21 protein-coding genes and 1 pseudogene are annotated in these 25,032 nt (G+C 69.5%); 6 read left to right on the top strand and 16 right to left on the bottom strand.

The annotated features are described in order from the left end of the window. Window positions 1-89: 89 nt before the first annotated feature. Window positions 90-1,433 carry a UDP-glucose dehydrogenase family protein gene (locus tag ACFC1X_RS28500; RefSeq protein ID WP_376358618.1) on the bottom strand — a complete coding sequence of 448 codons (1,344 nt, stop codon included), beginning with the start codon at window positions 1,431-1,433 and terminating at the stop codon, window positions 90-92. A gap of 182 nt (window positions 1,434-1,615) precedes the next feature. Between ACFC1X_RS28500 and ACFC1X_RS28495 the strand changes: the two genes are divergently transcribed. Next, window positions 1,616-2,773, top strand: a complete 1,158-nt coding sequence (locus tag ACFC1X_RS28495) for an acyl-CoA dehydrogenase (protein ID WP_376358615.1) — start codon at window positions 1,616-1,618, stop codon at window positions 2,771-2,773. Between the two features lie 90 nt (window positions 2,774-2,863). On the opposite strand, the gene ACFC1X_RS28490 is transcribed toward ACFC1X_RS28495, so the two are convergent. The 5 genes from ACFC1X_RS28490 to ACFC1X_RS28470 all read right to left on the bottom strand — a co-directional run bounded on the left by ACFC1X_RS28490 (window position 2,864) and on the right by ACFC1X_RS28470 (window position 5,759). After that, complete coding sequence (locus ACFC1X_RS28490; protein ID WP_376358612.1) at window positions 2,864-3,388, bottom strand: hypothetical protein; 525 nt, start codon at window positions 3,386-3,388, stop codon at window positions 2,864-2,866. 87 nt (window positions 3,389-3,475) lie between these two features. Then, window positions 3,476-3,700 (bottom strand): DUF397 domain-containing protein, encoded by a 225-nt coding sequence (locus ACFC1X_RS28485; protein ID WP_376358609.1) that lies wholly within the window; start codon window positions 3,698-3,700, stop codon window positions 3,476-3,478. Between the two features lie 532 nt (window positions 3,701-4,232). Beyond that, the gene (locus ACFC1X_RS28480; RefSeq protein ID WP_376358607.1) at window positions 4,233-5,063 is read right to left on the bottom strand and encodes a helix-turn-helix domain-containing protein; all 831 of its coding nucleotides are present in this window, start codon (window positions 5,061-5,063) and stop codon (window positions 4,233-4,235) included. Next, window positions 5,060-5,584, bottom strand: a complete 525-nt coding sequence (locus ACFC1X_RS28475) for a DUF6879 family protein (RefSeq protein WP_376358605.1) — start codon at window positions 5,582-5,584, stop codon at window positions 5,060-5,062. The genes ACFC1X_RS28480 and ACFC1X_RS28475 overlap by 4 nt, the downstream gene beginning before the upstream one ends. Further along, window positions 5,568-5,759 (bottom strand): hypothetical protein, encoded by a 192-nt coding sequence (locus ACFC1X_RS28470; RefSeq protein WP_376358602.1) that lies wholly within the window; start codon window positions 5,757-5,759, stop codon window positions 5,568-5,570. Before ACFC1X_RS28470 ends, ACFC1X_RS28475 begins: the two co-directional genes overlap by 17 nt. A 403-nt stretch (window positions 5,760-6,162) precedes the next feature. Between ACFC1X_RS28470 and ACFC1X_RS28465 the strand changes: the two genes are divergently transcribed. Continuing rightward, window positions 6,163-7,203 carry a vWA domain-containing protein gene (locus tag ACFC1X_RS28465; RefSeq protein ID WP_376358599.1) on the top strand — a complete coding sequence of 347 codons (1,041 nt, stop codon included), beginning with the start codon at window positions 6,163-6,165 and terminating at the stop codon, window positions 7,201-7,203. 36 nt (window positions 7,204-7,239) lie between these two features. Here ACFC1X_RS28465 and ACFC1X_RS28460 read toward each other — a convergent pair whose 3' ends face one another. Together ACFC1X_RS28460 and ACFC1X_RS28455 are read right to left on the bottom strand one after the other, a co-directional pair. Then, window positions 7,240-7,428 carry a DUF397 domain-containing protein gene (locus ACFC1X_RS28460; RefSeq protein ID WP_376358596.1) on the bottom strand — a complete coding sequence of 63 codons (189 nt, stop codon included), beginning with the start codon at window positions 7,426-7,428 and terminating at the stop codon, window positions 7,240-7,242. 11 nt (window positions 7,429-7,439) lie between these two features. Further along, entirely contained in the window at window positions 7,440-8,294 is an 855-nt protein-coding gene (locus tag ACFC1X_RS28455; RefSeq protein ID WP_376358594.1) for a helix-turn-helix domain-containing protein, read from the bottom strand. A 225-nt stretch (window positions 8,295-8,519) separates the two neighbouring features. Here ACFC1X_RS28455 and ACFC1X_RS28450 point away from each other — a divergent pair. Beyond that, a pseudogene (locus ACFC1X_RS28450) lies at window positions 8,520-9,049 on the top strand (ATP-binding protein). Here the strand turns inward: ACFC1X_RS28450 and ACFC1X_RS28445 are convergent. Continuing rightward, window positions 9,003-9,569, bottom strand: a complete 567-nt coding sequence (locus ACFC1X_RS28445) for an acyl-CoA thioesterase (RefSeq protein WP_161329101.1) — start codon at window positions 9,567-9,569, stop codon at window positions 9,003-9,005. The pseudogene ACFC1X_RS28450 and the gene ACFC1X_RS28445 overlap by 47 nt on opposite strands. 120 nt (window positions 9,570-9,689) lie before the next feature. On the opposite strand from ACFC1X_RS28445, the gene ACFC1X_RS28440 reads away from it, so the two are divergent. After that, window positions 9,690-10,970 (top strand): LCP family protein, encoded by a 1,281-nt coding sequence (locus tag ACFC1X_RS28440; RefSeq protein WP_376358591.1) that lies wholly within the window; start codon window positions 9,690-9,692, stop codon window positions 10,968-10,970. A gap of 24 nt (window positions 10,971-10,994) precedes the next feature. Here the strand turns inward: ACFC1X_RS28440 and ACFC1X_RS28435 are convergent, their stop codons facing one another. Continuing rightward, a complete protein-coding gene (locus ACFC1X_RS28435; protein ID WP_376358588.1) occupies window positions 10,995-12,371 on the bottom strand; it encodes an LCP family protein in 1,377 nt (458 codons plus the stop codon). A 287-nt stretch (window positions 12,372-12,658) separates the two neighbouring features. Here ACFC1X_RS28435 and ACFC1X_RS28430 point away from each other — a divergent pair, with 287 nt between their 5' ends. Continuing rightward, window positions 12,659-13,714, top strand: coding sequence for a glycosyltransferase family 2 protein (locus ACFC1X_RS28430; RefSeq protein WP_376358585.1), 1,056 nt, complete (start codon window positions 12,659-12,661; stop codon window positions 13,712-13,714). Between the two features lie 6 nt (window positions 13,715-13,720). Here the strand turns inward: ACFC1X_RS28430 and ACFC1X_RS28425 are convergent, their stop codons facing one another. From ACFC1X_RS28425 to ACFC1X_RS28400, 6 genes are all read right to left on the bottom strand, one after another. Next, a complete protein-coding gene (locus ACFC1X_RS28425) occupies window positions 13,721-15,292 on the bottom strand; it encodes an LCP family protein (RefSeq protein WP_376358582.1) in 1,572 nt (523 codons plus the stop codon). A 77-nt stretch (window positions 15,293-15,369) separates the two neighbouring features. Next, window positions 15,370-17,118 (bottom strand): LCP family protein, encoded by a 1,749-nt coding sequence (locus ACFC1X_RS28420; RefSeq protein WP_376358579.1) that lies wholly within the window; start codon window positions 17,116-17,118, stop codon window positions 15,370-15,372. Window positions 17,119-17,323: 205 nt separating this feature from the next. Next, on the bottom strand, window positions 17,324-19,048 hold the full coding sequence (locus tag ACFC1X_RS28415; protein WP_376358576.1) for an LCP family protein: 1,725 nt from the start codon (window positions 19,046-19,048) through the stop codon (window positions 17,324-17,326). 195 nt (window positions 19,049-19,243) lie between these two features. Beyond that, window positions 19,244-20,953 carry an LCP family protein gene (locus tag ACFC1X_RS28410; protein ID WP_376358573.1) on the bottom strand — a complete coding sequence of 570 codons (1,710 nt, stop codon included), beginning with the start codon at window positions 20,951-20,953 and terminating at the stop codon, window positions 19,244-19,246. 262 nt (window positions 20,954-21,215) lie between these two features. Further along, the gene (locus tag ACFC1X_RS28405; protein WP_376358570.1) at window positions 21,216-22,397 is read right to left on the bottom strand and encodes an LCP family protein; all 1,182 of its coding nucleotides are present in this window, start codon (window positions 22,395-22,397) and stop codon (window positions 21,216-21,218) included. Between the two features lie 296 nt (window positions 22,398-22,693). Further along, window positions 22,694-23,458: a TIGR03089 family protein gene (locus tag ACFC1X_RS28400; RefSeq protein WP_376358567.1), complete on the bottom strand. Its 765-nt coding sequence runs from the start codon at window positions 23,456-23,458 to the stop codon at window positions 22,694-22,696. Window positions 23,459-23,597: 139 nt separating this feature from the next. Here ACFC1X_RS28400 and ACFC1X_RS28395 point away from each other — a divergent pair, with 139 nt between their 5' ends. Continuing rightward, window positions 23,598-24,974, top strand: coding sequence for a peptidoglycan recognition protein (locus ACFC1X_RS28395; RefSeq protein WP_376358565.1), 1,377 nt, complete (start codon window positions 23,598-23,600; stop codon window positions 24,972-24,974). The last annotated feature ends 58 nt before the right edge of the window (window positions 24,975-25,032 follow it).

Raw genomic sequence — 25,032 nt, 5'->3', positions numbered from 1 at the left:
GGCCGCCGTTTGGTGTTTTTTGGGGGTGGGGGTGGGTGGGGTGGCGGTTCCGGGGCCCAACGGGGCGCCACCCTTCACCGGCTGAGGGCCTAGGCCGTGGGGCGGCCCATCGCCCGGTAGGTCCAGCCGGCCTTGCGCCAGGTCTCCGGGTCCAGGGCGTTGCGCCCGTCCAGGATCACCCGGGCCGCCGCGGCCTCGCCCAGCGTCTCGGGGTCCAGCTCGCGGAACTCCCGCCACTCCGTCAGGTGCAGCACCACGTCGGCACCCCGCACCGCCTCCAGCGCGGAGTCGGCGTACCCGAGGGTCGGGAAGAGCCGCCGCGCGTTCGCCATGCCCTTGGGGTCGTACACCGTCACCTGGGCGCCCTGGAGGTGGACCTGCCCGGCGACGTTCAGCGCGGGGGAGTCCCGTACGTCGTCCGAGTCGGGCTTGAAGGTGGCGCCGAGCACCGCGATCCGCTTGCCGAGGAACGGGCCGCCGCCCAGCGCCTGCCGGGTCAGCTCCACCATCTGGCCACGCTGGCGCATGTTGATCGAGTCGATCTCGCGCAGGAAGGTGAGCGCCTGGTCGGCGCCCAGCTCACCGGCGCGGGCCATGAACGCCCGGATGTCCTTGGGCAGACAGCCGCCGCCGAAGCCGATCCCGGCCCGCAGGAACTTCCGGCCGATCCGGTCGTCGTAGCCGATCGCCTCGGCCAGCTTGGCGACGTCGCCGTCGGCCGCCTCGCACACCTCCGCCATCGCGTTGATGAAGGAGATCTTGGTGGCCAGGAAGGAGTTCGCGGAGGTCTTCACCAGCTCGGCGGTCGGGAAGTCCGTGACGACGAAGGGCGATCCCTCCGCGATCGGTGTGGCGTACACCTCGCGCAGCAGCTTCTCCGCCCGCTCGCTGCGGACACCGACCACGAGCCGGTCGGGGCGCAGCGTGTCCTGGACGGCGAAGCCCTCGCGCAGGAACTCCGGGTTCCAGGCCAGTTCGGCGTCCGCGCCGGCCGGCGCGTGCTCGGCGAGGTAGGCGGCCAGCCGGTCGGCGGAGCCCACGGGCACCGTCGACTTCCCGACGACCAGCGCCGGGCCCGTCAGATGGGGCGCGAGCGAGGCGATCGCCGCGTCGACGTACGACATGTCGCAGGCGTACTCGCCGTGCTTCTGCGGCGTGTTCACGCACAGGAAGTGCACGTCGCCGAAGGCCGCGACCTCCGCGAAGTCGGTGGTGAAGCGCAGCCGCCCGCTGGACCCCTCGATCCCGGCGACGTGCTTGGCCAGCAACTCCTCCAGACCGGGCTCGTACATGGGCACCTGGCCCCGCTTGAGCATCTCGATCTTCTCGGGCACCACGTCCAGGCCCAGCACCTCGAAACCGAGCTCGGCCATCGCCGCCGCGTGGGTCGCGCCGAGATAGCCGGTACCGATCACGGTGATCTTGAGGGCCATGGGTGCTCCAGAGGTGTACGGCGTGGGGTGCGCGCCCGAGCATAACGGGGGTGCGGGGCGGCCCCGTCGGTCGGCTGTCGCCAAGCTCACCTATCCATGACCCCGGCCAGGGCTCTAAAATTTTGGTTACTTAACGGTAGTTAGCGTGCCCAGCATCACAGCGTTTTGGAGCGTGAGACACCTTGGCCGGATCGGCTGACTTCGACCTGTACCGCCCGTCCGAGGAGCACGACATGCTCCGCGACGCCGTCCGTGCGCTGGCCGAGGCGAAGATCGCGCCGCACGCCGCGGCGGTGGACGAGGAGGCCCGCTTCCCGCGCGAGGCCCTCACCGCCCTGACCGCGAACGACCTGCACGCGGTGCACGTCCCCGAGGAGTACGGCGGCGCGGGCGCCGACGCGCTCGCCACGGTGATCGTGATCGAGGAGGTCGCCCGCGTCTGCGCCAGCTCCTCCCTCATCCCGGCGGTGAACAAGCTCGGCTCCCTGCCGGTCATCCTCTCCGGCTCCGAGGACCTGAAGAAGAAGTACATGACCCCGCTCGCCCAGGGCGAGGGCATGTTCTCCTACTGCCTCTCCGAGCCCGACGCGGGCTCCGACGCGGCCGGCATGAAGACCAAGGCCGTCCGCGACGGCGACCACTGGATCCTCAACGGCGTCAAGCGCTGGATCACCAACGCCGGCGAGTCCGAGTACTACACGGTGATGGCCGTCACCGACCCCGCCAAGCGCTCCAAGGGCATCTCCGCCTTCGTGGTCGAGAAGTCCGACGAGGGCGTCTCCTTCGGCGCCCCGGAGAAGAAGCTCGGCATCAAGGGCTCGCCCACGCGCGAGGTGTACCTGGACAACGTCCGCATCCCCGCCGACCGCATGATCGGCGAGGAGGGCACCGGCTTCGCCACCGCGATGAAGACGCTGGACCACACCCGCATCACCATCGCCGCCCAGGCCCTCGGCATCGCCCAGGGCGCCCTCGACTACGCCAAGGGCTACGTCAAGGAGCGCAAGCAGTTCGGCAAGCCGATCGCCGACTTCCAGGGCATCCAGTTCATGCTCGCCGACATGGCCATGAAGATCGAGGCCGCCCGGCAGCTGACGTACGCGGCCGCCGCCAAGTCCCAGCGCGGCGACAGCGACCTGACCTTCCAGGGCGCCGCCGCCAAGTGCTTCGCCTCCGACGTCGCGATGGAGGTCACCACCGACGCCGTCCAGCTCCTCGGCGGCTACGGCTACACCCGTGACTACCCGGTGGAGCGCATGATGCGCGACGCCAAGATCACGCAGATTTATGAGGGCACGAACCAGGTCCAGCGGATCGTCATGGCGAGGAATCTTCCCTAGCGGGGTTTTCACAGGTCAGAGGCGGTTTCGAAGGTCTGCACAAACAACACAGCCCCGGCGCGAAGCCGGGGCTGTAGTGGTAGCGCTCCCTCAGCACGTCTGGGCTCCTAGCCGGAATCGCTCGGTGACGTACCTCACGGGACAGGCCAGTTCAGGCATTGAACGGTTCGGGGAGCACGTCACCACAGCCAGGGACAGATACGAGGGACGCTCAAGGTAGAAGCCGGACGACACATCACCGCCCGTGTGCAGTCGTTCGGCAGAAGCGGTTACCAGTTGTGCCAGGCGGGTGGTGTCCCGGTCACGCTCGGAGGCGAACCGGGACGCGTACTCGGCCAGCCGTTCACCGATCCATGCTGCCGCTTCCTTGGCCTCATCCCAGGTGCCACGAACCAAAGAACGGGGCTTGATGAGCCAGTACGCCGTTTCGATCGGTGGCAGTTCGCATGTCGGGAACTCGGCCACTACCTCCCGGTAGCGCTTGAGTAGCTGCTCTGCCTTCACGTCCTCATTAGACACTGGCGCCGGTGGAGGCGCAGGGTGCGGGGGACGCCGTAGGGCCTCGTTGTCGAAGCGCTCTTTCGGTCCGATCCATAGATAGCCGTGGTGGTGCACCAGTCGTTCCCGTTCGAGAGGGAGGTGCCAGCCGGGCCGGACCCAGGGACGGGGGATGGACCCGGCCCGACTGGCGGCAGGGGAGGATCAGACGTTCAGGCCGAAGCGCGCCGGGTCGATACCGGCCGCGTCCAACTCCTCCGTGGTGAACCGCAGCGGCTGCGCGGCCGGCCGCTTGCTGTCACCGAGCGCCCAGAGGGCGTCACCGATCTGGGCCAGGGTCACGCACCCCTCCGTACAGGGGCCGCCGCACGCCTTCACGAACGAGGCCCCGCTGATGTCGAGCGCGTACAGGTCGGTTCCGTTCTGCATCACTGCACCTTCCTGCTAACTAATCGCGGTCATGGCTGACCGCCGCCGCCCACTTGGGCGGGAGTTCAAAGGGGGAGATAGAACCGCGCTTCAGCGGTTGGATCGCTTGCCGGAGTCGGCGCACCGCGCGCACTCGCACGGAGGCCACGCTGAAGTCATCAGAGGTGCCAGCTCATCGCTCGCGGACACAGCCTGCTCGGGCTCCCACGAGCGCCCGGAGTCCCGGGAAACGCGCATCGTCATCAGCGGCCGGTCAGCGAAGAGCCGCTGCGCCGCTCCCCTGCGCGTCACGCGTGTACCTCAGCTTGGTGGCGACGGAGTCTCACGTTGCCGTCTGAAACCCCGCTGTAGTCCCCTGCGGATCGCGCGTTCTCGCGAGCGACCGACAGCGAGAGGCACGTACGGCAACCAGGCTTAGGGGACGGCTCACTTGTCCCCTCCATCAGACTGATTTCCGATGCGGTCGACTCTGGATCGGAAGTTCTCTCTTCGCTCCCCATGACGCCATCTTCGGCTGGCCGGGGGTGCGCCTCTAGGCTGTTTCCTGTTCCCGCAAAAAGTCGTTGCGGATGTCTTCGAGCAGGCCCCGCATTCTGTCACCCGACAGAGCTACGGCTGTGAACCCATCGAACTTATCTACGTACAGTCCAACGTCCCTGGGGTCCGTAACGACCACTTCAGCGTGCACGGTCTCTATCGTCACCATGTGGTCATCGCGAATGACGAACGCGTGATTGGCGATGTCGTGCTGCTGAATCGCCAGCGGTACCAACCGAATATCCACGTGAGGCAGGCGCGATATCGAGGCAATGCGGTCGAGTTGCGCTGCCATCATCTGCGGCGGGACGATTCTCCACCTCAGCACGGGTTCCGTGATGACGAACTGAAGTGATTTCGTGCTGTCGTAGAGAACCGCTTGCCGTTCAAGTCTTCCGTTGATCGTGCGTGTGAGGGCGTCTTCGCTCAGGTTATGCCGTTTCAGAACGGCACGGATGTACTCGGGGGTTTGAAGCAGACCGGGGACCAGTGCCGGTTGAAAGAGCCGCAGCTTCGACATCTGGGCTTCCAGGGCCTTGGCGGCTTGCTGCCCCTTGTGGACGCCGATGCGCTTCAGTAGCCGCCACGCTGTCGCTTCGGTCGCCGATGCTCGGGCGGCCTCCGTGTACTCGGCCTTGACCTCATCTGAGACGCCGATGGCGGTCAGGATGCGTTCAACATCCGTGGCGCTCGGTGCGAGCTTGGCATTCTCGATCTTGGACAGCTTGGACGGAGACATGAGGGCGCTGCGGGCCACTGCCTTGGCTTCCTTTCCGGATGCCATTCGCAGCGCCCGCAGCGCGGCCCCAAGCTGTGATCTATTCACGCCCCGTACTTGGCCCACCAATCGGGGAATGGTTCCGCGTCGGCGAGTGCCGCGTCGCGGTACCTAGTGAACTCAGGCACCCGCTCCGGCTCCAGCACTTCCGAGCCCAGGTACTTTCCCGCCCCGTCATAGTTCATCACGGCCACGGACTCCGAATCGAAGCACCAGAAGTCCGGCACGCCGGCCAGGGGATTTGGTTTGTCGGTGACGTCGAGGATAAAGAACTCTTCGCCCCCGGTCATGTTCTTCCGGTAACCCCACCCGAGTTCGAAGCAAAGATAGTCCGTGAGTGGGCGCGTCAGAATGTGTACTCGATAGACCCGCTTCCCGTTTTCGGTGTGCGAGCGGAGTTCCTCCACCCACCCGGTATTGTAGTCGTCTGGCTGCGGCTCTCCGGCCAGGTAGGTGTGATACGCGTCGACGTTCCCGGACTTGCTGTAGTCGGCCAGGGTCTCCAGACGGAAAGCCTCACGCTGGAATGAGTCGAAGAGGTCGCCGAGGGTATTAGATGAGCTTGTCACGGATGGCCTTCTGGAGCAGTTCCATCGGGATCTCGACGAGGGTTTCGTGAGCGGGAATCTGAAGCCCGTGGTCCGTTGGCGTCTCGCCTTGCACCAAGAAGGTGCCGCGATCCGTCGCGTAGATCGTCGGGCAGTCCTTGACGTCGCACGTGCTGACCAGCTTGGTGACCTTCATGGTCTGGGTTCCCCTCCCATGCCGCTGTCAGTGCCTCGCGTCTGGGTTGATGCTCCCGAGGGCCGGGTGTGCTGGTCAAGCGATCACGGTTGACGGAACGGGAAACCCCGTGACCTCTTCCAAGCCTGCTCGTCTGGCGCGCTCCCAGTCGTGGCTCCGGTCCAGCTAGGCCGACCTGCGCAGACTGTTGACGATCATGGGGAAATGCTGGGGAGGTCCCCTCTGGGAGGGCTGTTCATGCAGGTCGGAGCCGTATGGCCTGTAAAGCACGCAGCCGTGATGGCCAGGAACCTTCCTTAGCACGCAGCCCCCGGCGTGACGCCGGGGGCTGTCGTCGTACGGGTCGATTGTCAGTGGTGGGTGAGACGGTAGGGGCATCGAGTCGGAAAGAGGGGGAGCCGCCTTGTCCGGAAGCCAGAACTACATCAATCACGTCGCTCTCGTGCTGGACGCCAGTTCGTCCATGTCCCGCCTGAGCCACAAGGTGGTCGAAGTCGCCGACGAGCAGATCGCGTATCTGGCCCGCCGATCGCAGGAACTGGACCAGGAGACCCGCGTCACGGTGTACGTCTTCGCCGACAGGGTGGAGTGCGTCATCTACGACAAGGACGTGCTGCGGATGCCGTCGCTGAAGCAGATGTACCGGGTCGGTGGAATGACGGCGCTGCTGGCGGCCACGCTCAAGTCGCAGCGGGAGCTGGCGCAGACAGCTCAACTGTACGGCGACCACAGCTTCCTGACGTTCGTACTCACCGACGGGCAGGAGAACGTGAGCCATCGCTGCCCGGACGCCCCGGCCAAGGATCCGCGTGCACTGGTCGACGCCGTGGCCGGGATGATCGAGACACAGGAGGACAACTGGACGCTGGCTGTCCTCGTGCCGGATCAGATGGGCAAGCGCGAGGCCATGCAGTACGGGTTCCCGAAGGACAACATCGCCATCTGGGACGCCACGAGCACGCAGGGTCTGCAGGAGGCCGGGCAGGTCATCCAGGAGGCCACCGAGAAGTTCATGGTGGGCCGCGCTCAGGGCATCCGGGGGTCGCGGGCGGTGTTCTCCACGGGCGCGGACGCGGTCAACAAGGACACCATCAAGGCGGCCGGCCTCACCCCGGTGGACTCGTCGAAGTACCAGCTGGTCCCCGTGACGCGTGACGCGGCGATTCGGGACTGGGTCGTCGAAAGCGGGTACACCTACCGTACGGGCGGTGCGTTCTACCAGCTGAGCAAGTCGGAGAAGGTCCAGCCGAAGAAGCAGATATCGGTGCTGGAGAAGAAGACGGACCGGGTGTACACGGGGCCTGAAGCCCGAGCGCTGCTCGGTCTGCCGGACGTGGAGGTCCGCGTCAGGCCGGACCACAACGACGACTTCACGATCTTCGTGCAGAGCACCAGCGTGAACCGGAAGCTCGTGCCGAACACACGGCTGCTGCTGATGCTTTGACACACCGTTCTTGAGAGCGCGCGCCCGGCTGCGCCCTCAAGTGCCGGAGGGGCCGTCCGCCGCGTGGGAGAGGAAGTCCGCCCACGCGGCGGAGGGGAAGCTGAGGCGTGACCCTGCGGGGGCCTTGGAGTCCCGGACCAGGACTGTGGTCGAGGTGGTGGCTATCTCGACGCAGTTCGAGCCGTCGGGGCTGTAGGTGGACTTCCGCCAGGTGAGGGGATGCACGTTGTTCCCTTTCAAAGACTCTGGGCGAGGCGTTCGATGAACTTGCGTGACGCTGCGGGGCCGAGTGCGCAGGTCTCCATGCGGTCCAGGAGTGTCCGGTACTTCGTCAGTTGGGCCTCAGCGTCCAGGAACTCGCAACCACCGTGGTGGGTGTCCAACTGGACCGTGTCGAGTTGCGGGACCGGGCCGGCCGCGTAGTCGAAGGACTGGCCGTTTCCGGGGAAGTGCGGCGATGAGTAGGGGATCACCTGGACTGTGATGTTCTCCTGTTCGCCCAGTTCGAGGATGTGCACCAGTTGTGTACGGGTGACGTCCAGTCCTCCGTACTGCATGCGCAGTGCCGCTTCGTGCACCAGGGCGGTATAGGGAAGACCCCCGGCGCGATGGAGGACCTCCTGTCGCTTGATGCGATACGAGAGTCGGTGTTCGAGCTCATAGGGCCGAAAGGATGGCACGGCTTCCCTGAGCATTGCCCGGGCGTGATCGGCGGTCTGCAACAGCGCGGGGATGTGGAGTGCCAGGGCTACGCGGAGCGCGGCCGCGTGATGTTCCAGTTCGGCGAGGTCGATCAGACCGACCGGAAGGTAGTCCCGGTACTCGTCCCACCAGCCACGGATGCGGCCGCCCGTCATGGCGGCCAGCGCCTCTACCAGCGCTTCGTCGGGGCAGCTGTACGCGCGGGCGAGGGTACGAACCCGGTCCGCGCCGACGGCGTAGCGGCCCGATTCGATGCTGCTGATCTGTGCCTGCTTGAGTCCGAGGAGCGCTGCTGCGGCGGTTGACGTCAGGCCCGACTGCTCGCGGAGCTTGCGGAGTTCGGCGCCGAGACGTTGCTGGCGCAGGGTGGGCGGTGTGCTGGGCGGCACGGTCCTTCTCTCGTCGCGGCGCGCTCCCTCGCGTCACTCACACGAGGAAAATGTGAATCCTATGCTCTGTTCGATGTTAAGTATCACATCGAACCCTCTATGGTGAGTCTCGTTCCACCGCCCAACTCCCCGCCCCCATAAGCCGGAAGCGCACCCCCACAGGCACAGCCACCGCTCGGTGCGGTCGTCGGGCAAGCCGATCCCCTCTCTCCAGGAGGCCCCTTCATGGGCACCGTATCCCTGCACGACACCTGGGCGTACGCCCTCCGCCTGCCGCACGACCCCAGAGCCGCACGCGTCGCACGTGTGACCGTACGGGCCGCTCTCGGCGGGCACGGGCGGCATGAAGTGCTGGACACCGTCGAGCTGTTGACGTCCGAGCTGGTCACCAACGCCTACCGGCACACCCGCGGCCCGTGCTCGCTGCGGCTCACCGCGCTCGGCGACGGGCGGCTGCGGGTCGGGGTGTGGGACAGCCACCCGTACATCCCCGCGCCCTTCGCGGAACCGCCCGGAGGGCGACGCACGGATCCCGCCCCGGCGGAAAACGCGGGCGGCGGACGAGGGCTGCACCTGCTGCGGGCTTGCGCCGAATCGTGGGGTGGCTGGTCGCTGGGCGACGATCTGCTCGGACGGGGGGGGCCGGGAAGCTGCTCTGGTTCGAGGTGCGGTGTCCTGCCCCTGACCTCGAGGGCCGGCCCCGGCCGGTCAGTCCTGGTACCCCTCCGCCACCCGCCGCTCGCGCAGCTCCATGATGGCGCGGCGGCGGGCCAGGCGGTGGGTGCGGCGGATCTGGGCCTCCTGGTAGCGGCGCTTGTCCTTCTCCGTCTCCGGCAGCACCGGCGGGACCGTGCGCGGCTTGCCGTCCGCGTCGACCGCGGCGAAGACCAGGTACGCCGAGCCGACCTGGGTGGCCGGGGTGGACTCGTTCCAGCGTTCCGCCATGACCCGGACGCCGACCTCCATGGAGCTGCGGCCGGTCCAGTTGACCTGGGCCTTCACATGGACGAGGTCGCCCACGCGGACCGGTTCGAGGAACGCCATCTCGTCCATGGACGCGGTGACCGCCGGCCCGCCGGAGTGCCGTCCCGCCACGGCGCCGGCCGCGTCATCGACCAGTTTCATGATCACGCCGCCGTGCACGGTGCCCAGAAGGTTGGTGTCGCCGTGCGTCATGATGTGGCTGAGGGTGGTGCGGGAGGCCGAGGTCGGCTTGCCCGGGATCTCCGGTGGCGCCGACCGCGCGGCCGAGGCCTGTTCTGCCTGGTCTGTCATGGCCTCCACCTTATGCCGGGGCGACACCGGCGTAATTTTGTGTCAGCTTCGCAACAGCGCTGACCCTATTTTCCGACGACCCTTGTATGGCCCACAGCGCGTACCTGCACACTGGTGCGCATGAATGATTGGCCCGAGGGATGGTCCGGTGACAACCGCGGCCGGTACGGACGTGGCAGCGGGAGCGCACAGCCCGAGAGCGCACGCGTGATGCGCCAGGTCCGCCGCGGCGCGGCTCCGCCGCCCGGCCCGGGCCCGTCGGCCCCGCCGTACGGCGGCGGGGTGCCGCAGCAGCCGTCCTACGTCGACGGCCAGGGGCACGGCGGCGACGGCTACGACAGCGGTTACAACACCGGCCAGGTCTACGGCAGCCCCGGCGGCCACGGACCCGGTCAGGGCCCCGGCCGCCCCGGCCGGCCCGCGCCGGACTGGCGCCGCCGGATCAAGTGGACCGCGATCACGGTCGTGACCGCGCTGGTCGTCACCACCGTCGGCACCTACTTCTGGGCCGACTCCAAGCTCAACCGCGAGGTCGACCTGTCCAAGGTCATCGAGCGGCCCGAGGCCGGCGAGGGCACGAACTACCTGATCGTCGGCTCCGACAGCCGCGAGGGCATGACCGACGACCAGAAGAAGAACCTGCACACCGGTGACGCCGAGGGCAAGCGCACCGACTCGATGATGATCCTGCACACCGGGGACAACGGGTCGACGCTGATCTCGCTGCCCCGCGACTCGGACGTGGAGATCCCGTCCTTCGTCGGCTCCGACTCCGGCAAGACGTACCCCGGCACCGGCCGCCACACCAAGCTGAACGCCGCGTACGCCGAGGACGGCCCCGAGCTGCTGGTGCGCACCGTCGAGCACAACACCGGGCTGCGCCTAGACCACTACGTGGAGATCGGCTTCGCCGGCTTCGCGAACATCGTGGACGCGGTCGGCGGCGTGGAGATGGACATCCCGCAGGACATCAAGGACAAGAAGTCCGGCGCCGACCTCAAGAAGGGCAAGCAGACCCTGAACGGCGAGGAGGCCCTCGCCTTCGTCCGCACCCGGTACGCGCTGGCCGGCTCCGACCTGGACCGCACGAAGAACCAGCAGAAGTTCCTGTCGGCGCTGGCGAGCCAGGTGGCCACCCCCTCGACGATCCTCAACCCGTTCAAGCTGTACCCGACGATGGGCGCCGGCCTGGACTCCCTCATCGTCGACAAGGACATGGGCCTGTTCGACCTGGCGAGCATGTTCTGGGCGATGAAGAGCGTCAGCGGCGGCGACGGCACCTCGATGAACATGCCGGTCTCCGGCAGCGTGGGCGGAAACCTCAAGTGGGACGACGCCAAGGTGAAGCAGCTCGTCAAGGAGCTGAAGAACGACGAGAAGGTCACCGTCTCCGGCAACTGAGCCGGGACCGGGAAACCGGGCCCCTCACTCCTTGCCGCAGACCACCTCGTCGCCCCGCACCACCGTGCCCGACTCCTGCGGCGGGTCGGCCGGGCGGACCTTCACGGCCTGCCTGAAGTCGGCGCCCGCGATCACCTTCAGCGTCGCCCCCAGACCCTTGACCGGCCGCAGCTCACTGCCGGGCAGGGCGGCGGCCAGCGACTTCGCCGACTGGTCCCAGCGGGGGTCGTAGGCGACCAGGGTGCGCTCGACGGCGCGGTCGGTGGCGTTCCGCGGCGCCCGCGTGGTGCGGAACCCGGTCGCGGCCAGCGCGTCGTCCACCCGCTTGCCCAGGCCCGGGGTGCGGGTGCCGTTCTCCACCTGGACCCGGATCTGCTTGGGGTCCACCGGGACCCGCACCGGCGCCGGACCCGTGGGCTTCGGCCGGGGCGCCGACAGCGGCTTGTCCTCGCGCAGGGCGTCGAAGATCCGCTCGGACTTCACCGGGTCCCACTTCAGCGTGGAGCCGACGCCCTTCACGGCGTACCCCATCTTCCCGATGGGCACGGTGGTGAACTCGGAGGAGGACGGCGAGAAGTTCCGCATCGCCCGCCCCAGCGCCAGCAGCTCGTCGGTGCCGAAGCCCTTGTCGGCCCGCACCGAGCCCAGCACGGCGCGGGTGACGTCACGGAACTTGAGCGGGTTCAGCAGGATGCCCGAGGAGGTCGCCCGGTCGATCAGGGCGGCCAGGAAGCGCTGCTGGCGCTTCATCCGGCTCAGGTCGGAGGCCCCGTCGAGGTGGCGGGCCCGGACGTACTGGAGCGCCTGCCCGCCCATCAGGGTGTGGTCGCCGGGCGCGAGGTCGAGCCCGGTGTGGCTGTCCTTGAGCGGCTGGACGGTGCAGATTTTCACACCGCCGAGGACGTCCACGGTCTTCATGAAGCTGGTGAAATCGACCTCCAGATAGTGGTCGATCTTCACGTGGGTCATGTTCTCCACGGTGCGGATGGTCAGCTGCGGGCCACCCTCGGCGTAGGCCGCGTTCAGCTTCACCGGGTGCCCCTTGTGCCGCTCCCCGGTGGTGCGGTCGGTGTGGCCGGGCGTCTCGGCGTACGAGTCGCGCGGCAGGCTCACCACGCTCGCCCGCTCCCGGTCCTCCGAGATGTGCACGATCATGATCGTGTCGGTGCAGTGGCAGGGTGCGCCGCCCAGCTTGTACTTGCGCCGCTCCGCCTCGCTGATCCGGTCCCGGCCGTCGGTCCCGACCATCAGGACGTTCATGCCGTCGCCCGCGCGGGGCCGGTTCTTCATGTCCTTGAAGGGGTCGACCCGCGAGATGTCCGCGTCCAGGCCGGAGAGCACCGCGTGCCCGATGCCGGCGGAGGCCAGCACCACCACCGACAGCGCGGTCACCGCCCGCATGGCCCAGCGCGGCTTCTTCCGCCGTACGGGGGGCCTCGGCGGACGCCCGGCGGGCCGGGGGCCGCGGCGCTGCGGCGGGGGACCGCCCCGGGGGGACGAGGCCGGGACCCGGGGGGAGCGGGGCGGCGTGGGCAAGGTGACACCTCCGCGAGGACGGGCCCTTGGCTGCGGACCGTGAGGCCGGACGTGGGATCCGTGAGCACCGTAGGCCCATACGATCTGCTGCCCGGGGCTGTGACCCCCGCGGCGCGCACCCGTGTCCCCCGTTCGCGGTAACGTGAGCACCGATGAACGCCAAGTCCGACGTGCGGCCGCCCGCCGTTTCCGTGATCATGCCCGTCCTCAACGAGGAGCGGCACCTGCGCGGCGCCGTCCGCGCCATCCTCGCCCAGGAGTACTCCGGCGAGATGGAGGTCGTGATCGCCCTCGGTCCCTCGACGGACCGCACGGACGAGATCGCCGCCGCACTCGTCGCCGAGGATCCGCGCGTGCACACCGTGCCGAATCCCACCGGCCGTACGCCCGCCGCGCTGAACGCCGCCATCAAGGCCTCCCGCCATCCCGTCGTCGTCCGCGTCGACGGCCACGGCATCCTGTCGCCCGGCTACATCGCCACGGCCGTACGGCTGCTGGAGGAGACCGGCGCGCACAACGTCGGCGGCATCATGCACGCCGAGGGCGAGAACGCCTGGGAGGACGCCGTCGCCGCCGCGATGACGTCGAAGATCGGCGTGGGCAACGCCGCCTTCCACACCGGCGGCGAGGCCGCACCCGCCGAGACCGTGTACCTGGGCGTCTTCCGCCGCGAGGCGCTGGAGCGGCAGGGCGGGTACAACGAGGAGTTCATCCGCGCCCAGGACTGGGAGCTGAACTTCCGCATCCGCGAGGCCGGCGGCCTGATCTGGTTCTCGCCCGAGCTGCGGGTCTCCTACCGCCCCCGGCCGAGCGTGCGGGCGCTGGCCAAGCAGTACAAGGACTACGGCCGCTGGCGGCACGTCGTCGCCCGCTACCACTCCGGCTCCATCAACCTGCGCTACCTCGCCCCGCCGACCGCCGTGTGCGCCATCGCGGCCGGTGTCGTGGTGGGCGCCGCGCTGACCCCGTGGGGCTTCGTCATACCGGGCGCCTACCTGGCCGCGATCGCCGCGGGCTCGGTCCCGGCGGGCAAGGGGCTGGGGCTGAAGGCGCGGGCCCAGATCCCCGTGGCGCTGGCGACCATGCACATGTCGTGGGGGTGGGGCTTCCTGACCAGCCCCAAGTCGCTGGCCAGGAAGGTCATCGCCTCACGGCGCCCGGCCGTCCAGCCCGACCCCGGGACCGCCGACGCCGCCGAGGTGCGCTGACGCCGGTCAGGACCAGCTGAACGCCGGGTCCACCTTCATGCAGGCGCTCTCGTCCGCGCCGTTGAGGGCCTCGGCCGACTCCGGGGTCCGGTCGTCGGACTCGGGCGCCTTGTACGCCGTACCCTCGCGCCAGTCGGCGCCCACGACGAGCGTGACCCCCGAGACGTCGGTCGAGCGCTGCACCGAACTCGCCGGTATCCCCAGTGACTTGGCCACGCGCCGGGCGTCGCCCTCCAGGTCGGCGCTCGGATAGCGGACGACCGTGCGGTCCTCGCTCGGCAGCACCGAGGGGTCCGCTACGGCCCGGGTGAAACCCCGCTCCACCAGCAGACCGGCGACCGTGTTCGCGCGTCCGCCGGCCGCGCCGAGACGGTCCGTGCGGGTGCCGTTGCGGACCTGGACCGCGATCTCGCCGTCGGGGGCGGCGGGGTCGTCCGGCTCCTCCGGCTCCGCCTCGGGCTTGGTCTTCGCGTCCTTGCCGTCCAGCGCGATGTCCTCGCGCACCAGCCGGAAGAGCTGCTCGGCGTCCTCGGTCGGCTCCACGCGCGCGCCCACGTACCGGTTGGGCATCGTGGTCATGGTGATGCGCTCCGGCTTCACCCGGCGCAGCTCGTCGCTGAGGTCGTACAGCTTCTTGACGGTGTCCAGGCCCGGGTCCACGGTGAGCGCCGAAGTGGCCTCCTCGGCCAGCCTGCGCAGCTTGTTCGGGTTGCCGAGGGTCGCGTTCTCGCGCAGCGTCCGGACCATCGAGTTGAGGTACATGTGCTGGGCCTTCGCCCGCGCCAGGTCGCTGCCGTCCTCGAACCCGTAGCGGGTGCGCAGCCACTGCAGGGCCTGCTCGCCCTTGACCGGGTGCGTGCCCTTCTCCAGCTTCAGACCGGAGCCGTGGCCCTTGCTGTCGCGCGAGTGGATGTTGGCGTCCACACACACCGGGACGCCGCCGACGGCGTCCGCCATCGCGACCACGCCCGCGAAGTCCACCATCACGAAGTGGTCGATGTGGATGCCGGTCAGCTCCTGCCAGGTGGCCACCGTGCAGCCCGGGCCGCCGTGCCCGAGGCTCTGGTTGGTCATCACCCGGCCGTCGCTCGCCGGGTACACCTTCCCGTCGTCCGGGTCGGTGCACTTGGGTATCTCGACCAGGGTGTCGCGCGGCATGCTCACCACCGACATGTTGCTGCGGTCGGCGGACACGTGCACCAGCATCTGCACGTCCGCCAGCGGCGTGGAGCCGAACGTCTCGCGGGCGCCGCCCAGTTGCTGGTTCTCCTCGCTGTCCCGGGCGTCCGAGCCGATCACGAGGATGTTCAGCGGGGTCTGCCCGGCCGCGTTCGGCGTCGGCGCGGCCACCTTGCCGTCCCCCAGGTTCAGCGGGTCCTTCTTGATGTTGCCGTTGAGGTGCTCGTAGTAGAGGTAACCGGCACCGGCCGTGCCGGCCAGGACCACGGCGAGCACCACCGCGCTCCAGCGCAGCGCCCGGCGGGCCCGCCGCGGACGGCGTCCGCCGGCCTGGCCACTCTCCTGGACGTCCGGGACGGCCTCCCGTCTGTCCTCCTCCTGCACACCGCTCCGCGTCACTTGCGCGTCCCTCCCCACCCCCGCGCCACCGCGCGGACCCGTCGCCGTCATGTGAGACGCACGACAGGCCCGTCAGGTCAACTGGCGCACAGCTTCTGGTCGGCCGTGGACTCGGTGTCCAGGTCCGGCTTCTTGACGGAGGCGGTGTCGAGCTTGACTCCGGCGCCCTTGAAGTCCTTGCCGAGGGTGAGGGTCATGGTGGGCAGGCCCTGGGAGTTGGTGACGCTCTCGCCGGGCTTCATGGCGGCGCCGGACAGGCCGAGGATCTCGGCGAGGGCGCGGGCCTGGTCGGCCTGGTCGGGGGCGTACTCCAGGGTGGTCTTGGCGACTTCCTTGGGCGCGTTGCCCGCGTTCTCGGACTTGGTGACTCCGGCGTCCGTCTGGAGGTAGGCCAGCTCCTGCTGGGCGCTGCCGGCGGGGGCGCCGCCGTTCATGACGCGGACGCGGACCTCGGAGGGCTCGGACTGCTCGCCCTTGAGGCGGGCGGAGACCGCGGCCGCCTCCTTCTTCTCCTTCTGCTTGACCTCGGTGAAGGAGATGTCGTTCCTGATCATGTCGAAGACCTGGGGGCCCGTGGTCTCGTTCACGACCACCGTCGCCTTGACCTTCTCGGCGGGGTTGTCGATCACCGGCACCGTGGTGAACGTGATGTTCTTCGGCGGCACCTTCTTCAGCTCCAGGGCCAAGTCCTTGAGCGTGCCCACCTTGCCGATGGCCTTGTCCACGGTCAGGGCGTTGGTGGCGGCCTCGGCGAGCTTCACCAGCTTGGTGGGGCTGGTGAGGGTGTCGCTGGAGGACATCTTGCGCATGAGCGAGCCCAGGAACTGCTGCTGCACCTTGATGCGGTCGAGGTCGCCCTCGTTGCCGAAGGCGTGCCGGGTACGGACGAAGGCCAGCGCCTGCTCGCCCTCCACCTTGGACTCGCCCGCGGGCAGCTTGAGATGGGACTTCGGGTCGTCCACGGCGTGCTCCACGCACACATCGACGCCGCCGACCGCGGTGGTCAGCGTCTTGACCGCGTTGAAGTCGGCCATCATGAAGTGGTTCGGCTGGATCCCGGTCGCTTCCTTCACCGTGCGCATGGTGCAGCCCGCGTCCCGGCCGCTCTCGCCGAGGCTCGTGTTGAAGCGGACGTTCGAGGTGCCGGGGATGATCTTCTTCGTGCCGTCCTTCTGCATGGTCTCGCAGTCGGGGACGTCGACGATCAGGTCGCGGGGGATGCTGAGCGCGGTGGCGTTGGAGCGGTCCTCGGAGACATGCAGCAGGATGTTCGTGTCCGCGTGCCCGACGCTGCCCTTGTCGCCGTAGCCCTCGTTGCCCTCACCGGTGCGCTTGTCGGTGCCGATGATGAGGATGTTGAAGGCCTCGTTCTTCTTGAAGCTGCTGCTTCCGGCGCTGCCGACGTCCGTCGTCGAGACGTTGCCCTCGAGGTGCTTGAGGTAGACGTAGCCGCCGACCCCGGCCACGAGGACGACGAAGGCGGTACTGCCGCCGACCCAGAGCAGGGCCCGCTTGCCCTTCGACTTCTTCTCCGGCCGGCGTCCGCGCCGCCCCGGTACCGGCTCCTCGGGCGCGGGCCTGCGCCGCCGCTGGGGCGGGACCTCGCGGCCGGGCGCGGCCGTACGGCGACGGGCCGTGCCCGCCGTGCCGCCGCCGGCGTCGCCGGATGCGCCGGAGGAGCGGGGGGCGCCCCGGCGGGGGCCCGGAACGGACGACTGCGGTGCGGAAGGGGACAGTCGCAGTTCGTATTCACCGGTGCGTGGATTCAGTACCCACTGGTCTGCGGGATCGACATCGTCTGCCCGCCCACGTCCTTGCGCGTCCACGGTCTCCCAATCCTCCGTCGGGGGCCACGCGGCGCCTTCTCCGGAAGGCGCACGATAAAGGGTCAACTAGTGCACGACGCCAGGGCTGGCCTCGCGGCAGGGGCACTGGAGCGCTCACACTATCCGCCCAGTTCAGCGTCGAACGACTCTGGTGTCACATTCGACTCCCCTACAACAGGGCAATCCCTCCTATTTTCGTGAACTCCTACCATCGGTAGGGCTTGTAGACGTCCATGCACTTGCCGGTGTCCGAGCCGTTGAGGGCGTCGCTGTCGTCCGGCAGGTCTCCCGCCTCGGGCGTCTTCTGCTTCGGATAGGACGTGCCCGAGCGCCAGTCAGCTCCCACGGCGAGCGTGATCCCGGACACGTCGGTGGACTTGCGCACCGCGCTCGCCGGGATGCCCAGCGCATCGGCGACGCGCCGCGCGTCACCCGCCAGCTCGTCGCTCGGATAACGGACCAGGGTCCGCTCCTCGGAGAGCGCGGCGGAGGTGTCGGTCGTCGCCCTGGAGAAGCCCTTCTCCGCCAGCGTCCCGGCGACCGCGCCAGCCCGTCCGCTGACCGGGCCGAGCGAGTCGGAGCGGGTGGCGTTCTGGACCAGGACGCCGATGTCGGAGTCGGCGGCGGGCTCGTCGGAGGGCTTCCCGGTGGCGCCCTCGGCGCCCTTCGGGTCCTTATCGTCCTTGCCGCTCCCACCGCCCTTGCCGCCCTTGGCGCCCTTGTCGCCCTTGTCGCCCTTGGCGCCCTTGTCGTCGAAGGACACGTCGTCGCGGAGCATCGCCCACATCTGGTCCGTGCCGGCGGCCGGCAGCAGGTGGTTGGCGTCCTGGTCGTCCGCCACGGTGGGGATCGTCGTCATGGTGATGCGGTCCGTGGGCACCGTCTTGAGCTGCATGCCCAGGTCGTACAGCTTCTTGACCGTGCCGATCTCCTCGGAGACGGTCAGGGACTTGGTGGCGGCCTCCGCCAGGTCCATCAGCCGGCCGGTGTCGGTGAAGACGTTCTGCTGCTTCAGCGTGCGGATCATCGAGTTCATGTACATGTGCTGGGCCCGGGCCCGCAGCGGGTCGCTGCCCCAGGCGTGCCGGGTGCGCAGCCACTGGAGCGCCTGCTCACCCTGCACCTTGTTGCGGCCGGCCTCCATCTTCAGGCCCGAGCCGCCGGGTACGCCGGGCAGCGGCCGGTCCCACACGTTCTGGTTCACGCAGACCTCGACGCCGCCGACGGCGTCCGCCATCGAGACCACGCCCGCGAAGTCGATCGTCATCCAGTGGTCGATGTAGACCCCGGTGAGGTTCTCCCAGGTGGCCAGGGTGCAGCCGGCGCCGCCGCGGGCCAGCGACTCGTTGATGATGGCGTTGGTCGCGGGGAACTTCTCCCCGGTCTCCGTGTTCTGGCACGCGGGGATGTCCACGCGGGTGTCACGGGGGATGCTCACCGCCGCCGCGCTCTTGCGGTCCGCGGCCAGGTGGATCAGCATCTGCACGTCGGCCAGCGGCGGGTTGTCGCGGTTGTTCTTGCCGCCGCCCAGCGCCACATTGGCCTCGGAGGCGCGGCTGTCGGAACCGATCAGCAGGATGTTCAGGGGAGTCTGGCCGGCCGCGTTCGGCTCGGTGCGGTGCGCCTTGGAGTCGCCGCTGCTCCGCGCGCCCTTCTCGATGTTGCCGTTCAGGTGCTGGTAGTAGAGGTATCCGGCGCCCGCCGTGCCGAGTATCAGCACCGCGAGGACCGTCGCCGACCAGCGCAGCGCCCGGCGCCGGCGTCCGGAGCGCCGCCGCCCGGACCGGCGGCGGTTCCCGTCCCCCCGGCCCGGCGGTCCTGCCGTACCGGTGCCGCCCCCGCCCCCGCCCTCGGCGCCGGTGTCCCTGCCGTGCGCCTGTCGGACCGCGCCCGGTCGCGTTCCCTCCCCGTGCACACTGCCCTGCGTCATGTCCCTCTCCCACCCTCGGGCCCGTGAACGTGCCCCTGCGCGCGACCTGTTCGCACAGTTGGACGTACGGAGCCCCTCGTTGGCTGTACGGCGGTCCCGACGGATCGCACGCCCCGCGGGGCCGCTTCCGTCCCGGCCGTCCCCCGGCGCACCGATGGACTGTCGTACTGTCAGACGGGTTTGGAGGCCCTCAGGTCACTTCGCGCACTCGACCTTGTCCGCGGTGGACTTGTCGACGCCCTCGGGCGTCTTCCCCGCGGAGGCGCTGATCTTGACTCCGGCGCCCTTGAAGTCCTTGCCGAGGGTGAGGGTCATGGTGGGCAGGCCCTGGGAGTTGGTGACGCTCTCGCCGGGCTTCATGGCGGCGCCGGACAGGCCGAGGATCTCGGCGAGGGCGCGGGCCTGGTCGGCCTGGTCGGGGGCGTACTCCAGGGTGGTCTTGGCGACTTCCTTGGGCGCGTTGCCCGCGTTCTCGGACTTGGTGACGCCGGCGTCCGTCTGGAGGTAGGCCAGCTCCTGCTGGGCGCTGCCGGCGGGGGCGCCGCCGTTCAAGACGCGGACGCGGACCTCGGAGGGCTCGGACTGCTCGCCCTTGAGGCGGGCGGCGACCGCGGCCGCCTCCTTCTTCTCCTTCTCCGACTCCTTCTTCTTGACCTCGGTGAAGGAGACGTCGTTCTGCATCATGTCGAAGACCTGCTGGGCGGGCCCCTCCTTGAGCACGACCGTCGCCTTGACCTTCTCGGCCGGGTTGTCGATCACCGGCACCGTGGTGAAGGTCAGGTTCTTGGTGTTGAGCTTGCCCAGCTCCAGGCCGAGGTCCTTCAGCTTGCCGATGCTGTCCAGCTTGGAGTCGACGGTCAGCGCCTCGGTCCCCGCCTCGGCCAGCTTCAGCATCTTCGACGGGCTGGTGAGCGTGTCGTTGGACTTCAACTTGCGCATCAGCGCGCTGAGGAACTGCTGCTGGATCTCGATACGGCTCAGGTCGCCGCCGAAGCCCACGGAGTGCCGGGTGCGGACGAAGGCCAGCGCCTGCTCGCCCTCGACGGTGTGCTCGCCCGCCGGCAGCTTCAGGTGCGAGTCCGGGTCGTCGATGTCCTTCGCCAGGCAGACCTCGACGCCGCCGACGGCCGAGGTCAGCGTCTTGACCGCGTTGAAGTCGGCCACCATGAAGTTGTCCGGCGTCACCCCCGTCAGCTCAGTGACGGTCCGCATGGTGCAGCTGGGCGTACGGCCGCTCTGGCCGAGGCTGGTGTTGAAGCGGACGCCGCTGGAGCCGGGGATGACCTTCTTCGTCCCGTCCTCCTGCGTGGTCGGGCAGTCGGGGATGTCGACTATCAGGTCGCGGGGGATGCTGAGCGCGGTGGCGTTGGAGCGGTCCTTGGACACGTGCAGCAGGATCGTGGTGTCGGCGTGGCCGGCGCTGCCGGTGTCGCCGTAGCCCTCGTTGCCGCTGCCGGTGCGCTTGTCGGTGCCGATCAGCAGGATGTTGATGGCCTTGTCCTTCTGGAAGCCACCGGTGCTCGCGCCGTCGTCGGAGACGGACTGGATGTTGCCGTTCAGGTGCTGGAGATAGAGGTATCCGGCGGTGCCGCCGGCGAGGACGACGAACGCCATGGTGCCGCCCGTCCACAGCAGGACCCGCTTGCCCCTCGACTTCTTCTTCGCCGGCCGCCGTCGCCCGGCCCGTCCCGGCGGCGGTTCCTCGGGAGCCGAACGGCGCCTGCGCTGCGCGGGCACCTCACGGTCCGGCGCCGAGGAGGGCGCGGCGGCGCCCCGGGGACCCGGGACCGGTGACTGCGCTGTGGAAGGGGACAGTCGCAGTTCGTATTCGCCGGTGTCCGGATTGAGTACCCACTGGTCTGCGGGGTCGATGTCGCCCGCCCGTCCACGGCCTTGCGCGTCCACGGTTGTCCGAATCCTCCGTCGGGGCCACGCGGCGCCCTCCCCTCCGGGCGCCCGGTCTCGCTCACTCGGTGCGCGGCCTCGGGCAGAGCCTCGGGGCCGGGCACACCGGGATCGCTCACACTAACCGCCCGGTTCGGCTCGGGGCGATGGCAGTGACGCATGCCACGAAACTTACAACTGGGCAATCCAGCGCATTTCTTGGACAATTGTCCGTACTTTCATGCGCGCCTTGCACGGGTCTTGCCGTGACTTTGAACGCGCTTTACTCGCAGACGTCTTCGTCGGCGGTGTTCCCGCTGAACGTCGGCGCCGGAGAATCGGCGTCACCGGTCTCGCCGTGGGCCGGCGCCGCGATCGTCACGGGGTCGTCCGTCCGCAGCCGGGTGAAGAGGTTCTCGGCGTCGGGCTGCACGAGCTGGTCGCGGTCGGCGTCGCCCGCGTAGGACTCCCGGGGGACGGTCAGGAACTGCACGCGCTCGGTGGGAATGTCGCGCAGCCCGCGCACGAGGTCGTACAGGCCACGCAGACTCGCCAGATTCGGGTCCGTGGTCAGTGACGACGTGGCCGCGTCGAGAACCGGGTACAGCTTCACCGGATTCAGCAGTACGCCATTGCTCTGCACCTTGTTCACGAGCGCCCCCAGAAAGCGCTGCTGCCGGTCCATCCGGTCGGTGTCGCTGCCGTCCCCGAGCGACTTCCGGGCGCGGACGTAGCCGAGCGCCTGCTCACCGTCGAGCGTCACCCGGCCCGCGGGCAGTTTCAGCTTGGCGTCCTCGTCGTCGACCGGCTTGCGCAGGCACACCTCGACGCCGTCGAGGGCGTCGACCATCTTCTTGAAGCCCTGGAAGTCGACGACCACGTGGTGGTCGATCCGGATGCCGGTCAGCTTCTCCACGGTCCGGATCGAACACGCCGAACCACCGGCCGCGAAGGCGTAGTTGAACTGGGTGAACACCGGCTCGGTGCGGGCCCCGTCCGGGCCGTGGCAGCCGGGCACGTTCACCATCAGGTCGCGGGGGAGGGAGACGGCGGTGGCGCTGTCCCGGCCCGCCGCCAGGTGCAGCAGGATCGTGGTGTCCGACCGCTCGGTCCCGGAGTCCCGGCCGTAGCGCGCGTTGCCGTCGCCGGCGCGCGAGTCCGACCCGATCAGCAGCACGTTCTGCGCGCCGCGCACCAGGGCGGTGGGGCGCTCCTTCTCGTACCGGGCGAGTTCGGCCGCCGCCGCCTCGTCCGACGTGATGTTGCCGTTCAGCTTCGCGTACACCGCCCACCCGACGCCCACGGCACCGACGGCCACCACGCCGACCGCGATCCCCGCCCGGGCCAGCCGCCGCCTCCGACGCCGCCGCCTCAGCCCGTCCCCGGACGCGGACGCCCCCGCCCCCTTCCCGGCGTCATCGCTCACGTCTCCCTCCGTCCCACACCCGTGCGCTCCTACGACCATGCAGCGCGGGCGGCGGGGACGCGGAACGTTAGTGAGCCGAACGGGTCACCGCCCCAGCTGCGGCCAGCCGTCTGCCGACCCAGCTGCGGGCAGCCGTCCTGCTTGCTGAGCTGCGGGCAGTCGCTCCCGCCCCAGCTGCGGGCAGTCGTGCCGCTGGGGCGGCTCCCGTCCCAAAGAGAGCGGCACCCCGCCACGCCGGGCTGCGACACCCACCCCCGCCCAGCTCCGACGCCGGGCGCCCGGTCAACGCCGGGTCAGTACCTCGCGTACACCCGACCTGGGCTCTGCCAAGAAACTCACCGAGCCGTCGCCGATACCCTCTCCGCCTCGATCCGCTGATCCAGCACCCCGTCCCCCGCCCGCTCCAGATGCCGGCACAACACCACCGACCCCCCACTCGCCAACGGCCCGTACAACCCCGCGCTCAACCCCTCCCACGTGTCGTACGGCAGCCCCGACAGAATCCGCGCCCCCGGCCCGGTGAGCCCCAGCCCGGCCGCCTCCGCCCGCGCCCGCTCCACGACCTCCGCCCCGCTGAACTCCCGCCCGGCGACGATCAGCGCAGGCCCCTCCGGATCCACCGGCGCGTACGGCACGAACCGGTCCCCCTGCCCCGGCACCTCCACCGCGTAATCGGCGAAGCCCTCCGGCGCGCGCGGCGCGAACCGCCCCCCGAGCGGCCGCAGCGCCAGCGCGATCCGCGCGCCCGAGCACGCCCGCGCGGCGTCCAGCGATTCGGGCTCCGGCCCGCTGACGACCACGTCGGCCGACGCCGGGTCACCCGCCACGTCGGCGACGACACCCACCGACGCGCACGCCAGCAGCCACACCGCCGTCTGCCAGTGCGCGGGCAGCAGCAGCGCGACCCGGTCGCCGGGCTCGACGGAGAGTTCGTCCTGGAGCAGATTCGCGGTCTTGGCCACCCAATTGGCGAAGGTGGCGACGGACAGTTCGACGCGTTCGCCGGTGGCGTCGTCGTAGAAGGTCACCAGGGGGCGTCCCGGGTCCGCGGCGAGCGCGGAACTCAGCAGGTCGGCAGGGGTGCGATCGGTCGCGTTCACCCGCGCAAGCGTACGCGGCCCCCAACACCCGCACCGAGCGGACGGCGTACCGCACCACCACCGGTTCGGATGAAGACACCCTACGGACCGTCAGATCTCAAATGGACATATTTGTATGACCATGTCCAGTATCAGGGGCATGCGTGGATTCCTTGCTTCCTCGATCGGTGTCACGACCGCGGCGGCCCTGGCCGTCCCGCTCGCCCCACCCGCGGCGGCGGCCACCTCCGCGCCCCCGCCCACGACCCCGAGAGCGGCGCAGGCCGAGGCATACGCCCCCGGCGGCACCCAGTCGCTGCCCCTCACCCCCCTCGCCCGCGACCGCGCCCCCGGCGCCGCCGCACAGGGCCTGCCCCGCCGGGACGTACGGCACTTCTCGCTCGTCGGCGTCGTCTGGGACAACCCGGGCACCGAACTGCACGGCCGCGTCGAGGTCCGTACTCGCGCGACCGCCACCGGCGCCTGGTCCGGCTGGCAGGAGTTGGAGACCCACAACGCCGAACACGCCGCCGACCCCGGCACCACCGAGAGCACCTCCGACCGGGTCCGCGGCGCCACCGCACCCCTGTGGGTGGGCGAGTCCGACGGGGTGGAGGTGCGGGTCCGGGCGGAGAGCGGGCCCGAGGCCGCCACCCGAGCCGTCCCGGCGGCCACCGCGTCGACGCTCCCCACCGGCATGCGCCTCGAACTCGTCGACCCCGGCAAGGGCGCCCCGCCCACGGCGGCACCCGGACCGGAGGACGGACCGGAGAACGAGCCCCGCACCACGGCGGCGTCCGCCACGTCCGCCGAAGCGCTCGCCGCCTCCGCCGCCAACGCCGGCCTCGCCCCGCTCGGCGCCACCGAGATCCCGGCCCTCAGTCAGGCCCGGACCGAGGCCGAACTCGGCACCGGGCAGCAGGCCAAGCCGTACGTCGGCGCCCGCCCGAGCATCACCACGCGCCACGGCTGGGGCGCGGACGAGGGGCTGCGGGAGAAGGGGTTCGAGTACACGAAGAAGGTCAAGGCGGCCTTCGTGCACCACTCGGCCACCGGCAACAACTACCGCTGCGCACAGGCGCCGTCAGTCATTCGCAGTATCTACCGCTACCACGTCCACAGCACGGGCTGGCGCGACCTCGGCTACAACTTCCTCGTCGACAAGTGCGGAAACATCTACGAGGGCCGCGCCGGGGGAGTGTCCAAAGCGGTACTCGGCGCCCACACCCTGGGGTTCAACTCCAACAGCATGGGCATCGCCGTTCTCGGCACGTACAGCGACAGGAAGCCGTCGTCGGCCGCCGTGAAGGCGATCGCCCGGCTCACCGCGTGGAAGCTCGGCATCTACGGCATGAATCCGGACGGGAAGACATACCTGAAGTCGGGTGGTGGCAATCTCTACCGAAAAGGTAAGAACGTACGACTGAACGTCATCTCCGGTCACCGCGACGGCTTCGCGACGAACTGCCCCGGCAGGCTGCTCTACGGCAAGCTCGACACGAGCCGCTCGAAGGCGGCGCGGTACCAGGGCCGCTGAGGGCGGAGCACCGCACGGCCGTCGAGGGCGCCGAGGAACGGTCTGCATACACTGGCCG

The organism is Streptomyces sp. NPDC056128, assembly GCF_042263835.1.
Classification (GTDB): domain Bacteria; phylum Actinomycetota; class Actinomycetes; order Streptomycetales; family Streptomycetaceae; genus Streptomyces.
This window is presented reverse-complemented; position numbering and strand designations above follow the sequence as displayed.